The sequence below is a fragment of the Flavobacterium erigeronis genome (assembly GCF_054075165.1).
On record NZ_JBSKGP010000010.1, the window covers coordinates 103,762 to 117,473 of the forward strand.

12 protein-coding genes are annotated in these 13,712 nt (G+C 35.2%); 11 read left to right on the forward strand and 1 reads right to left on the reverse strand.

What is annotated here, in order from left to right:
- Positions 1-91 precede the first annotated feature (91 nt).
- Positions 92-541, reverse strand: coding sequence for a DUF1810 domain-containing protein (locus ACWA1F_RS19220; protein ID WP_306155966.1), 450 nt, complete (start codon positions 539-541; stop codon positions 92-94).
- Between the two features lie 373 nt (positions 542-914).
- Here ACWA1F_RS19220 and ACWA1F_RS19225 point away from each other — a divergent pair, with 373 nt between their 5' ends.
- The 11 genes from ACWA1F_RS19225 (at position 915) to ACWA1F_RS19275 (ending at position 13,630) form a co-directional block, all read left to right on the forward strand.
- Positions 915-1,319 carry a hypothetical protein gene (locus tag ACWA1F_RS19225; protein ID WP_456896029.1) on the forward strand — a complete coding sequence of 135 codons (405 nt, stop codon included), beginning with the start codon at positions 915-917 and terminating at the stop codon, positions 1,317-1,319.
- A gap of 102 nt (positions 1,320-1,421) precedes the next feature.
- Positions 1,422-3,077 carry a peptidase domain-containing ABC transporter gene (locus ACWA1F_RS19230; RefSeq protein WP_456896031.1) on the forward strand — a complete coding sequence of 552 codons (1,656 nt, stop codon included), beginning with the start codon at positions 1,422-1,424 and terminating at the stop codon, positions 3,075-3,077.
- A gap of 2 nt (positions 3,078-3,079) precedes the next feature.
- The gene (locus tag ACWA1F_RS19235; protein WP_306155963.1) at positions 3,080-4,432 is read left to right on the forward strand and encodes an HlyD family secretion protein; all 1,353 of its coding nucleotides are present in this window, start codon (positions 3,080-3,082) and stop codon (positions 4,430-4,432) included.
- A 1-nt stretch (position 4,433) separates the two neighbouring features.
- Positions 4,434-5,831, forward strand: coding sequence for a TolC family protein (locus ACWA1F_RS19240; protein WP_456896034.1), 1,398 nt, complete (start codon positions 4,434-4,436; stop codon positions 5,829-5,831).
- Between the two features lie 242 nt (positions 5,832-6,073).
- Positions 6,074-7,195 carry an N-acetylglucosamine-6-phosphate deacetylase gene (nagA, locus tag ACWA1F_RS19245; RefSeq protein WP_456896036.1) on the forward strand — a complete coding sequence of 374 codons (1,122 nt, stop codon included), beginning with the start codon at positions 6,074-6,076 and terminating at the stop codon, positions 7,193-7,195.
- A gap of 154 nt (positions 7,196-7,349) precedes the next feature.
- On the forward strand, positions 7,350-8,564 hold the full coding sequence (locus ACWA1F_RS19250; RefSeq protein ID WP_456896039.1) for a hypothetical protein: 1,215 nt from the start codon (positions 7,350-7,352) through the stop codon (positions 8,562-8,564).
- Positions 8,555-9,583 carry an NHL repeat-containing protein gene (locus ACWA1F_RS19255; protein ID WP_456896041.1) on the forward strand — a complete coding sequence of 343 codons (1,029 nt, stop codon included), beginning with the start codon at positions 8,555-8,557 and terminating at the stop codon, positions 9,581-9,583. Before ACWA1F_RS19250 ends, ACWA1F_RS19255 begins: the two co-directional genes overlap by 10 nt.
- A gap of 551 nt (positions 9,584-10,134) precedes the next feature.
- Positions 10,135-11,166 carry a methionine ABC transporter ATP-binding protein MetN gene (gene metN, locus ACWA1F_RS19260; RefSeq protein WP_456896043.1) on the forward strand — a complete coding sequence of 344 codons (1,032 nt, stop codon included), beginning with the start codon at positions 10,135-10,137 and terminating at the stop codon, positions 11,164-11,166.
- On the forward strand, positions 11,159-11,812 hold the full coding sequence (locus ACWA1F_RS19265) for a methionine ABC transporter permease MetI (RefSeq protein WP_456896045.1): 654 nt from the start codon (positions 11,159-11,161) through the stop codon (positions 11,810-11,812). The genes metN and ACWA1F_RS19265 overlap by 8 nt, the downstream gene beginning before the upstream one ends.
- 195 nt (positions 11,813-12,007) lie before the next feature.
- A complete protein-coding gene (metQ, locus tag ACWA1F_RS19270) occupies positions 12,008-12,826 on the forward strand; it encodes a methionine ABC transporter substrate-binding lipoprotein MetQ (protein WP_456896047.1) in 819 nt (272 codons plus the stop codon).
- A gap of 204 nt (positions 12,827-13,030) precedes the next feature.
- Positions 13,031-13,630 carry a murein L,D-transpeptidase catalytic domain-containing protein gene (locus ACWA1F_RS19275; protein WP_456896048.1) on the forward strand — a complete coding sequence of 200 codons (600 nt, stop codon included), beginning with the start codon at positions 13,031-13,033 and terminating at the stop codon, positions 13,628-13,630.
- Positions 13,631-13,712 lie beyond the last annotated feature (82 nt).

Here is a 13,712-nt window from a genome sequence, read left to right on the forward strand (position 1 = left end):
TTGGGTATATCAAACGTTCCTACGGAACGTGACTGCGGGGTTATTATTGTTTTTACCAACCAAACATTCCTACGGAATGATTATTTGATATTTATTGTTCCGCTAGGAACATTTCGTTGGTTGCAAAATTTAAAGTCAATGGATCTAAATGTCCATAAAAAAAGGTATCCAGAACTTGTTGAAATACAGGATCTGCATTTTCTACCTGAACAAAAAGACTCATAGACGAGTGTAGTTTTCTAGCTCCAAGTTCGCCCAAAATGCCTTCAGCAGATTTTTTCTTGTAAGTCAAAAGTAATTTTGAAATCTCGATTAAATGTTTTGCCAAAATGGGGTGTTTCAAATATTCCGTTGCTTCTTTCAAATCGGCTATACCATAATAATCAGAAAGAGTACTTTTTCCTAAACCTTTAATCTGCGGAAAAATAAACCACATCCAATGCGTTTCTTTTTTACCTTTTTTGATTTCAGAAAAAGCAGTTAAATAAAGTTTGTTCTGTGCATCTAAAAATCGGGTCAAATCATTTTTTGCGTAGATCATCTTTTGATTGTGTATTAAATGGTTAAATCTAATTTCTGTAACGGGTAACATTATATTTTTTTTATAGAACTAAGTCAAATTTTCGATACCCAAAAGTAGAACGGATATCGCTGTAAGAATTATAGAATTCTGATCTGTCTTTACATAATTCCGATAGCTCTGTAAGAATCACTTGTTAATTAATTTTTAAAGTTTCTAAATAAGCGAAATTCTAATGTTATTTTAATGTACGGCAAAAAATATGGGTCTAAATTGCGCGCTCACAAAAATTAGAATAACACCGCTAAATCATTGGGTTTTTAGATGAAAAAAGATAGTTTTTTGCCAACTAAGAAGTAAAATTTAGCAGTAGAATAAAATATTTATTTTAGAAATGTTGAATAAAATTAAAAATAGCTTTTTATGTAAATGCCTTCAGGCGTTGCTTGTCGGCTATTTTCTAATTAGCAGTTTGAACATTTCTAATAGCGTGAGCCGCATCTTGACCGATAATGCTGAAACCTACACCGTAAAAGGGATTACGTGTAATTTCTTGAAAAAAATCTTCAAATGCGACGGAATTCCAGAAGAACTGGATGACTATAAAACAAAAGATACTAAAACAGCCAAATTAGCAAAAGGAATTCCCTTAATGGAATATTTGATTTCATCAGAATCATTGATGCCTAATATGGGTTTTCGAATTGAATCTGAAGGCAAAAAATATATTGATAATACAATCTTCTCCTTTGGTTTTCATGGTAAAATAGACATACCGCCTCCTCGGCTGAATTCATAAATACTTGTTTTTTAAGGATTAGGATCAAAATCTTAATCTATAAGTGCGGTTTTTGCCGTATATTTATTCTATGTAATAATCTTGTATTTATACTTACATTTCATGACACCATTTAAACGTTTTTATAACTTATTGCAGCTCGATAAGCGCGATGTATATCAAATTATCTTCTATGCTGCATTTGCAGGGTTAGTAAATCTTTCTCTGCCTTTGGGAATCCAAGCCATTATTAATTTTATTCAAAGCGGACAGCTGAGCGTTTCGTGGATCGTTCTAGTGATTCTGGTAACAATTGGAGTTGGTTTTGGAGGAGTCCTTAACATTTTACAGCTGCGTATTGTAGAGAATCTGCAGCAGCGAATTTTCGTTCGTTCTTCTTTCGAATTTGCTTACAGAATGCCTTTAATTAAATTTAAAGAAATGTATTCTGAGTATGCTCCAGAAAAAGCCAATCGTTTTTTCGATACGCTGATGGTGCAGAAAGGTACAGCTAAATTGTTGTTAGATTTCTGTACAGCATTTCTTCAGGTCGGTCTGGGGATTATTTTATTAGTTCTCTACCATTCTTTCTTTATGGTAATCGGACTTCTTTTTATTGTGATTTTATATGTCATTTTTAAATTTTCTTATAAAGACGGACTGGAAACCAGTTTGAACGAATCAAAATTTAAATATAAAGTTGCAGCTTGGCTTCAGGAAATTGCCAGAAACAGAGAAAGTTTCCGCAGAAAAGGAGCTTTTGAATATGCTCTGGAACGAAATGACGGCTATGTAACCAACTACGTCAATTACCGTGAAAAACACTTTCAGGTAATGAAAAAACAATACATTCAGCTTACTATTTTTAAGGTAATTGTTACTGCTGCCTTATTATCGATCGGTGGTTTTCTGGTAATTCACCACCAAATGAACATAGGGCAGTTCGTAGCAGCTGAGATCGTAATTGTATTATTAATCAATTCGGTAGAAAAAATTATCTTCGGTTTGGAGTCTTTCTACGACGTTTTGACTTCTGTTGAAAAAATCGGTCAGGTGACAGATATGGAGATTTCGTGCATTCCGCAAACTTCAGACAAAACAGAAAAAGGAATCAATATCGAAACCGAAAGCATTAATTACAATTATCCGCAACACAATAAAAAATCGCTTAAGAATATCAATTTAAAAATCTCTCAAGGAGAAAAAATTATTCTTACCGGAACAAACGGTGCAGGAAAAAGTACTTTACTGCGATTGCTTTCGGGCGTTTTAGAACCAGAAAGCGGTGCTATGTATGTGACAGACAATTATATGAATCGTCTTAACGAAGATACTTATAGAGCGCAGGCAGGAACCTACTTGCAGGGAGACACGCTTTTTGCAGGAACGATTCGCGAAAATATTGTTTTTGGAAACGAAAAACTAAATAGCGATGATTTAAAATGGGCTTTAGACAATGTTGGTCTTACACCGTACATTAAAACTTTCGAAAACGGGTTGGAGAATCAAATTCATCCCGGAGGTCGTGAACTTTCTGCTTCTGATGTTCAAAAAATTCTTTTGGCCAGAAGTATTGTGGGGAGACCGAATATCTTATTCTTAGAAGATCCAGTAGATAAAATGGACGACATAACTTCGAGTAAAATAGTTGATTTTTTACTTTCTGAAGAAAATGACTGGACTGTTATTGTAACTTCTAAAAATGATGTTTGGAAAAGCAAATGCACTCGTATGATTACGATTGATGACGGAAAAATTATTAACGACATAAAGCTTTAATCATGCTCAACATATCTAAAGATAATAACGTACTTATAACGCCGGGCAAATACAAATCGATTACAAGCGTTGCCCGCAGACCGCATTACAGAATTTTGAACAAAGTCATTATCGGATTTTTGATTTTTCTAGTATGCTGCCTTTTCTTGCCTTGGACGCAGAATATTTCAGGAAGCGGTTCTGTAACAACTTTAAAACCAGATCAAAGACCGCAAACAGTTCACAACGCTATTGCGGGACGTATTGAAAAATGGTTTGTAAAAGAAGGAGATTATGTAAAAAAAGGAGATACGATACTTTTTATTTCGGAGATCAAAGAAGATTACTTGGATCCGAATCTGGTTGGCAATACCAAACAACAAGTAGATGCCAAAAAAATGGCTGTAGAATCGTATGGCGATAAAGTAAATTCTCTTGATGTGCAGGCACAGTCGCTAAACACAGAAAGACAATTGAAATTACAGCAAGCGCAGAACAAAATTCGCCAGTCATTGCTAAAAATAAAAAGTGACAGTATGGATCTTGTGGCAGTTAAAACACAGCTTCGAATTGCAAAAACGCAATTTGATCGTTCGACTGCTTTAAACAAAGAAGGTTTAAAACCTTTGACAGATGTCGAGCAAAAAAGATTAAAATTGCAAGAATCTGAAGCTTATGTAATTACGCAAGAAAATAAATTGCTAAGCAGCAAAAACGAATTGATTAATGCGAAAGTAGAAATCAATAGAATTACGGCAGAATATGCTGAAAAAATTTCAAAATCGAGAAGCGACAAATTTACCGCTTTAAGCACGCAGTACGACACAGAAGCTCAGGTAAATAAACTAGAAAACCAGTACACCAATTATAGACTTAGAAATGGTTTGTACTACATTACAGCACCTCAAAGCGGTTATGTAAACCGTGCTTTATTGGCGGGTCTTGGAGAAACTATTAAAGAAGGAACTTCTGTGGTAAGCATTATGCCTTCTAAATACGATATTGCGGTAGAAACGTACGTTGATCCGATCGATTTACCGTTGGTTCACCGCGGTGCAAAAGTTCGTGTTTGGTTTGACGGATGGCCAAGAATCGTATTTTCGGGATGGCCAGGATTGTCTTACGGAACTTACGGAGGAAAAGTCGTTGCTATTGAAAACTTTATAAGCCCGAACGGAAAATACAGAATATTAGTAGCTCCAGACGGAGTAGACCGCCATTGGCCTAAAGAGTTAAGCATCGGTGCCGGAGCGCAAAGTATTGCTTTGCTTGAAACGGTTTCGGTTTGGTATGAGATTTGGCGAAACTTGAATGGTTTCCCGCCAAACTATTATAATTCAGGCGAAAAAGAAGAAAAAGGAAAGGAGAAAAAGTAAAATGAGAAATCTTGTAAAACTGTTTTCTTTCTTACTGGTATTTTGTTTTTCTACGCTGCAGAGTCAGAACTTTAATCAAGAGGAACTTACTTATATCGAGTTCTTGGGTTATGTAAAAAAATACCACCCATTGGTAAAACAAGCCAATCTTGAAGTGTCGAATGCGCAGGCAAAATTGATGACGGCGCGAGGCGGATTTGATCCAAAATTGGAAGTAGATTACAATAAGAAAGAATTTAAAGGCACAGAATACTATTCGTTATTAAACAGCAGTTTCAAAATTCCGACTTGGTATGGAGTAGAGATTAAAGCAGGTTTTGACGATACAAGCGGCGAATATTACAATCCGCAAAATAAAACTCCAGAAGCCGGTTTAACTTCGCTTGGAATTAACGTTGCTTTGGGGCAGGGAATGTTTATTAACCAAAGAATGGCCGATGTAAGAGAAGGTAAACTTCAGGTAAAATTAAGCGACGCCCAGCGAAAACTAAGAGCCATCGAAGTTTTATATCAGGCTAGTGAAGCGTATTTTGAATGGAGAAAAAGCTATAACGAAGCCGAATTGTACAAAAACTATTTAGGTTTTGCCAGCACTCGTTTTCAAGGAGTTAAAAAACTAATCGCTGCGGGAGATGCACCGGCAATTGATAGCGTTGAAGCTAAAATTACAGTGCGAAATAGAGAGCTGAATGTTGAAAACGGAAATCTTAAATTAGCGAAAGCAAAACTAAAACTGGCTAATTTTTTATGGATTGAAAATGTTCCAGTTGAATTGGGAGATGTGGTAAAACCAGAACAAAATCTAATACAGACAATTGAGGAAACCTTAAGAACGGATGCTATGATGGTCGATGTGGAGTCGTTAGATTCGCACCCAAAAATTCAGTCTTTAGAAACTAAAATGGATATTTTGGAAGTCAATCGACAGTTGAAAGCCAATTCATTGCTTCCAAAAATAAATGTCGGTTACAATTATATTTCAGAACCGAATTATTGGAATAATTTCAACGCTGATGATTATAAGTTTAATATCGATTTTAGTTTTCCGATTTTCTTAAGAAAAGAACGCGGAAGTTTAAAAATGGCAAAACTGAAAATTCAGGATATGCAGTACGATATTGGACAGCAGCGATTGGAGCTTAAAAATAAAATCAAAGCACAGCAGACCGAAATTGCTTCTTTAAGAAAACAAAAAATCGTAATCGATAATCTGGTAAACGATTATATGACGATGCTGAATTCAGAAGAAAAATTATTTTCTTTTGGCGAAAGTTCGATTTTCTTAATCAATTCGAGAGAAAATAATTTGGTAAGTGCAAAGCTTTCGCAAATAAGTTTAGAAAACCAATTTTATCTTTCGAATGCCGAATTGTATAAAATATTGGCCAATCCAGATTAAAAATCTTGATAATCTAATTCAACATAGCCCACGGTTTCAACCGTGGGAACGTAAAGAATATCCGCATTGTGTTCCAGATTTGCAAATGAAAACACATTGCTTCCCTGCATATAATAGCTTTCATTATATTAATTTTCAGAATTTAAATTCAAAAAAGCTTCAGATCTCTTTCTGAAGCTTTTTTATTTAGAGAATAATCCAAACTTCTTTTTAAATTTGGAAAAAAGAAATTAATCCAAAACATGAAACAAGCAATTGTCAATGCTGTTGTGCATACAGGTGACGAAATAATAGAAAACGGAGTTGTAATTGTAGAAAACGGAACTATTATTTCGGTACAGACAGAAGTTCCAAACGATATTCAAACAATCGACTTAAAGGGAAATCACCTTGCCGCAGGATTTATAGATATTCAGATAAATGGCGGAGAAAAGTATTATTTCAGCCAGACTCCAAACGAAGAAACCATTCAGGATATTTATGAAGCCAGCATGAAATACGGCACAACACATGTTTTACCCTGTTTAATTTCTTCTTCGCGAGAAACCATTCTGCAAGGAATTGAAGCCGTTCGCGATTATATGAAAAAACATAAAAATGGCGTAATCGGAATGCATTTAGAAGGCCCATTTTTAAATCCGCAAAGACGTGGCGCGCACAGTATCGATCAAGTTCGAAAACCCACCAACGAAGAACTTCAAGAAATTATTAGCAAAGGAAAAGACGTTATAAAAGTCATTACAATTGCTCCAGAATGTTTTACAGAAGAACAATTGAATATGCTAATCGAAAGCGGTATAACAATCTCTATCGGACATTCGACCATAACACACAAAGAAGCACAATTTTATTTTTCGAAAGGAATAAACCTCGTAACGCATCTCTTTAATGCTATGACGCAGTTCGGACATCGCGAGCCAGGTTTGGTCGGAGCTGTTTTTGAAAATGAAGAAGTATATGCTCCAGTTATTTTAGACGGCGTGCATTGCGATTATGCGGCCGCTAAAATTGCGTATAAATTAAAACAGGATAAATTTTTCTTAATTAGTGACGCGACATTTTTAGGTCGAAAAGTTTCCAATTTTAAATGGGATAATTTTGATGCTCATTTGGTAGACGGTTTCTATAGAAATGAAGACGGAAATCTAGCTGGAGCCTCAATCTCGATGACAGAAGCCGTGCAAAATGCCTTTAATAATCTGAACATTTCGGCAGATGAAGCCATAAAAATGGCAACCATAAGAGTCGCTGCAGCAATTGGCCTGCAAGATAAAGTAGGAAAAATCAAGTTAGGATTTCCTGCGAGTTTTGTCCAGTTCAATTCTGATTTATCAGCAATCAAAACTTTGGACTTGAGCCAATAGAATTCTAAAATATAACTTTTAAGTATAGTAGGTATTGGTATAAACTTACGGTTAGTATATTTTATATTCGTATTTTTCTTGCAAGAAGCTTGTTTATACCAAGCATATTTATAGTTTTGCAGGAATATTTAACCCCAAACCTACTTACTTACTGATGAGAAAAAACACTCACTTTTTTGTACTTGCCCTATTGGCAAGTATTATTTTTGGCTGCAGTGACGATGGCGAAAACTACAAGCCAAATTACCTACCAAGCATTGACGCCTCAGCTTTACCCACAGAAAATAAACCGATGATCCTATTTGAAGATGACGAAAGTCCTTCAAAAATGTATGATAAAACAGACCGCTGGTTTCGAGTAAACGAACCCTTTCAGGTTATCCAAAAAGGAAAAGATTCTGTACAAGTTTCCCTGTATTCTCCAGTTGGATTGACAGATGTAAAAGTCTATGCAAAACTGCCTAATTACGACAAGAAGTTTTTGCTTTTTAGCTTTTCAAAAGTTCCCGCATTTCATCGTTCGTTTCATAAAATTCCTTTGACAGACAAGACAAACGATTATTTGTTAGAAACAGGAAATACCGTGACTATTGATAAAATAGAAGGATTTTCGTCTGGAGCAATTGAGTTTTCAGTAGAATCGGAAGATCCTTTATTCCAAAAATTCAAAAAAATAAAATCGAACCATTTAGTTCAGTTTCATGACGGTTACCACATTAACGAATTGGGTAAATTTCTTCCAATGAATCCGGCATTGGCAAAAGAAGCGATTACGATGATTATCAATTATTCGTATGCACTGAGCCATCCTTTGTATTACAGCACTTTTACCAATTTCGATAAATACAAACAAGAGCAAGCAACAACAGCAGGAACTGCAATAAACGGGGCCTTAAACTGGCACGGGAATGCTGACGATGTTGATGGCGTTTACGACTATTATTCGAAAGAAGAAATCGAAAAAATATATTGGAATTACTTGGATAAAAGACCCGTTTGGATGGCTATGGTAGGAGGAGATTCTGCTTGGGGCGGAGGAAATCTGGCATCGCAATGGGAATCGGGTTATGTAACCGGACATTGGGTAGGAGAAATGTCGGTTTGGTCTCACGAATATTCTCATCATATTGGTTTTAGCCATAGCAGCAATCTTGCAAATAGCGGAGAGGGCGGAGGACAGCAGGAAATGCTGACTCATTTTTATAAATACCTGATTCATTTGAATGATCTTCCGTTTACAGATCCAGAGGTTTTAAAAACGTATTCAAAAACAGCTTACGTAAAAGGAAGTTATAAAAAACCAGTATTTAAAATCGATCCTAAAAATCCATTTTTGCTGAAATATAAAGGCGAAGGAAAATGGAACTAAAATATACCTCACACATGAAACATATTCTGCCCCTAATTTTAGCACTTTGTTTGTTTACCAATTGCAGTAAAGATGATGTTGCCTCTAAAGATTACACCTATTATTATCCGACTGATGAAGCGTCGATTACAAACGAAAATATTCCAGGAAGTACAGAAGCATTTGACCCAAAAGGCATCGCTATTGCCAATGAAAAACTGTATGTGATCAACGGAAATGTTTTGGAGATTTTTAATGCTCTAACATTGCAACACATTAAAACCATAAAAGAATATAAAAAAGGAACCACAACCATTGCGCTGACGAGTTTAACATCGGTTAGCGTTGATAACGGCCGTATTTATGTTGGAAGTACAGAATCGAGATTGTTTGTTTTTGATGAAGCTACTACTGCCGGAATCAGCACGGTTGGAAACGGACAATGGTGGCAGACTTTTGTACACGTTTTTGGCGTTGTGGCAAAAGACGGATTGATATTCGTAAAGGAAAAAGAAAAAAGCATCAAAGTTTTTGAAGCTTCTCAAATTACCGAAACAAGCGATTGGAATTTACAGCCTATTGCCAAACTGAATACCTTAAACGGATACACAGAAGTATATTCTATGGATGTTTCTGATGGAAATCTGGTTGTGGCAGGAAGAGATGCAAAAAGCTATTTATATTACAGTGTTGCAAATATTAAAGCAAATGCTGCAGCTTCTCTGACAACACCTATTGAACCGCAAAAAGTACAATTTGTAGATATCAAGCCAATTGCGGTTTCTTTCAGTAAAGATTGGGCTGTAACTTCAGAAAATATTGGAAGCGCGTCTTATTTAAAACTATATCCAAAAGCAGGTTTCGTTAAAATGAATTACAAAGCAGCTTTAAGCGTTTCTGATATTTTAGGAAAAAATGCATTCGGAACCATTGTAGGAACAGCTCAGCTGGACGACCGCATTTTCTTGTCTGATAATACCAATAAAAAAATCAGAGTAATCAAACTGAATAAATCTGTAATTGCAGAACAAAATAATTAAAATTTTAAATTCCAATTTTGAAATTCCAAATTCCAACCTTCCAATTGGAATTTGGAATTTTTTTATTTTAATTGTTTTCAAGATGTGACAAATCCCAACGGGATTGTATGTTTATAGAAATTTTATTTAGGTTACGATTATACGACCCCTTCGGGGTCGCACATAACAGCTTTTGAGTCTTTATAAATATTTGACCTCTTCGAGGTCCTAATGAAAATAAATAATACGTTGGTTATAATTAAAAATTAAATTCCGTCAATTGGGATTTGGAATTTTTAATATTGGAATTTCCTTTTAAAATAACCTACTAAATTGATAGGGAAATAAAAGTTTTAACAATTTATGCCTTAAAATTGAAAATAACTGTTTAAATTTGCACTCGCTATGAAGAAACAGAACCAGAAAATGAATAATTATTATCGCCACAGTATGATGTGCTGTGTTGCTGTTATGGTATTTATTGATCTGGCTTATATATAAAATAATAAAATTTATTTCGAAAGCCTTTCAACTTATATATGAAAGGCTTTTTTGTTTTTAAAACTCAAAAAATGATTGAATTAAAAAATGTAACCAAAACTTTCCATCAGAAAGACAAAATCGTTTCGGCTTTGTCTGATGTCTCGCTTAGAGTTCCTGAAGGGAAAATTTTTGGTGTAATTGGAACTTCAGGAGCGGGAAAAAGTACGCTGATTCGCTGTGTCAATTTATTAGAAAGGCCAACTTCTGGTGAAATTATAGTGGATGGTAAAGCGCTAATGCAATTATCAAATGCAGAATTGGCAATAGAAAGAAGACAAATCGGAATGATTTTTCAGCATTTTAATTTGCTTTCTTCACGAACTGTTTTCGATAATGTGGCTTTTCCGCTAGAATTGGCAGGAACTCCTAAAAACGAAATCAAAACGCGTGTTTTAGAATTGTTGCAATTGGTTGGTTTGGCCGAAAAAGCAAACGATTATCCAGCAAGTCTTTCGGGCGGGCAGAAACAAAGAGTTGCGATTGCGAGAACTTTAGCCAATAATCCGAAAGTGCTTTTGTCTGATGAAGCGACAAGCGCATTAGATCCTGCGACAACAAGATCAATTTTAAATTTATTGAAAGACATTAACAAACGTCTGAATATTACGGTTCTGTTGATTACACACCAAATGGAAGTGGTAAAATCAATTTGTGATGAAGTGGCGGTTATCAGTCACGGAAAATTGATAGAGCAGGGAAGTGTAGGCGAAATTTTTGCAGACCCGAAACACGAATTGACAAAAGAGTTTATCGCTTCGTCTCTTCATATTGATATTCCAGAAGTTTATCAGGATAAATTGCAAAAGCAGGATAACGGAAGTTTAAATCCGTTATTGAAATTGGAAATGACAGGAAAATCGGTTAACGAACCTGTGATCTCAGAAGTGTCAAGAATTTTTGATACCGATTTCAAAATCGTAAGCGCGCAAATGGATCAGGCTGGCGAAGTTAATTTTGGTGTCATGCTGATTGAACTTTCAGGAAAACGCGAAAATTACGATGCGGCGATTCAATATTTTAATTCCAAACACATTAAAACAGAAATTTTAGGTTATGTCTGATTCTATTATAGATTTATTGCTAAAAGGAACATGGGAAACCATTGTTATGACTTTTGTATCGGGCTTTTTCGGTTTTTTATTAGGACTTCCAACAGGAATCTTGCTTTTCCTAACCCGTAAAAACCAGATTTTAGAGCAGCCAGTTTTAAACAGAACATTATCTGTTATAGTAAATGTTTTTCGTTCTATTCCATTCATTATTTTAATCGTTTGGATGATTCCCTTTACGCGTGCCATTGTGGGAACTTCAATTGGAGTAAGTGCCGCTTTGGTTCCGTTAAGTATTGGTGCAGCGCCTTTTATTGCACGTTTGGTAGAAAATAGCTTGCTAAGCCTTCCGTCAGGATTGATCGAAGCGGCAAGAGCATTAGGCGCAACACCTTTTCAAATTGTGTACAAAGTATTATTGCCAGAAGCATTGCCATCTTTAATCAATGCGGCTTCGATTACTTTAATCACGCTTGTCGGATATTCGGCAATGGGTGGAGCAGTTGGCGCTGGCGGATTAGGACAAGTTGGTTATCAGTATGGCTATATTGGTTATGATGCGGTAACGATGAATTCTGTTCTGGCTTTATTGGTCATTTTAGTATTCATAATTCAGTTTGCAGGAGACAGATTATCAAAACGATTTGACCATAGGTAACAATAAAGATTAAATTTTACCGCAAAGTGCGCAAAGTTTTTTTTTAGAATATGATAGGTTTTACAGAAAGGCAAAGTTCGCAAAGCTTTGCGAACTTAAATTGTGTTCAACAATGAAATCTTGTTAACCTTTTGCGAAAAACCTTTGCGAACTTTGCGGTAAAAACACACACATAAATAATTAAAAATTGAAAATATGATTACGAAAACAAATTTTTTAAAAACAGCTGGAGTAGTTGCTTTAGCACTTGTTTTATCAAATTGCGGAAATAAAAAAAATAACGATCCTCATTTTATTAAAGTGGGAGTGGCTTCTGGACCAGAACTAAAAGTAGCTGAAGCGGCTAAAAAAGTAGCCAAAGAAAAATTCGGATTGGAAGTAGAGCTGGTTTCTTTCAACGATTATGTAATTCCGAATGAAGCTTTAAGTCAAGGTGATATTGATGCCAATGCATTTCAGCACAAACCGTATTTGGATGAGCAGTCTAAACAAAGAGGTTACAAACTGGCCATTATCGGAAATACATTTGTGTATCCAATTGCAGGATATTCAAAAAAAATAAAAAGCCTTTCTGAATTGAAAAACGAAAGCACCATTATTATTCCGAATGATCCAACAAACGGTGGACGTTCTTTATTGCTTTTACAGAAAAACGGATTATTGAAATTGAAAGACGGCGTTGGTTTATTGCCAAAAGTGACCGATATTGTTGGGAATCCTAAAAACTTAAAGATTTTAGAATTAGAAGCGCCTCAATTGCCTCGCGCTTTAGATGATGAAAACGTTTCTATCGCCATCATCAACAATACGTTTGCTTCTGCTGCAGGATTAGTTCCGTCTCGTGATGCTTTGTTTATTGAAGATAAAGAATCGCCTTATGTGAATTTGGTGGTGAGCCGTGAAGACAATAAAAACGAAGAAAAAGTAAAACAGTTTTTACAGGCTTTTCAATCTCCAGAAGTAGAAAAAGTAGCTCAAGAACAATTTAAAGGCGGAGCGGTAAGAGGCTGGTAATTTGAGTTATGAATTATGAATTATGAGTTATGAGTTATGAGTTTCACTTGAAACCTCAAACTTGAAACATAAAAAGACAGATGATTTTATCATCTGTTTTTTTTATAAAATAAATCGTATTATGTTGTTTTTCAGTCTTTTGTAGGTATTTGTTTTTTAGAACGGCAAGTAATTTTGTACTGTTAATTTCTAAGAACAATTACAATGAAAATTCTAAGTCTGATTGCTTACTCTTATTTTATTTTCTTTGGAAATCTGAATGAAAGTAGAGTTTCAGGAGAACCAATAAGTCCTGATATGGAACGTCTTTATGTTCAGCTTCAAGAAGTAAAAAACACAATTTCGAAAAATAATACCTACAATACAAAAATTGCTTTTTTAATCGATATGAAGATTAAATCTGGCAAAAACAGATTTTTTGTTTACGATCTCGAAAATAATAAAATTCTTGAAGAAGGTCTGGTTGCCAATGGCTCTGGATCTGAAACCAATGTAAGAGGAGATCTAAAATTCAGCAATGAACCCAATTCTAAATGCACTTCGTTAGGGTGTTATGCGATTGGAAAATCGTATCGCGGAATGTTTGGTAAAGCCTATAAATTGCAAGGTTTGCATGATACCAATAGCAACGCCGAAAAAAGGGCAATTGTCTTGCATCCTTATTCAGCGGTGCCAAATGAGGAACAGGATTATTATATCTACAATAGTCAAGGCTGTCCGATGGTTAGCGAAGCTTTTTTCAAAAAATTAGAAAAGATTATTGACAGCTCCAAATCAAAAATAATTTTGAGTATTTATTATTAGTTTTTTAAGGGGCAGAGAGACAAAGGGACAGAGGGACAGAGGTTTTAAGATTTGGAGGTTTCAAGTTTCAAGTTTCAAGTTT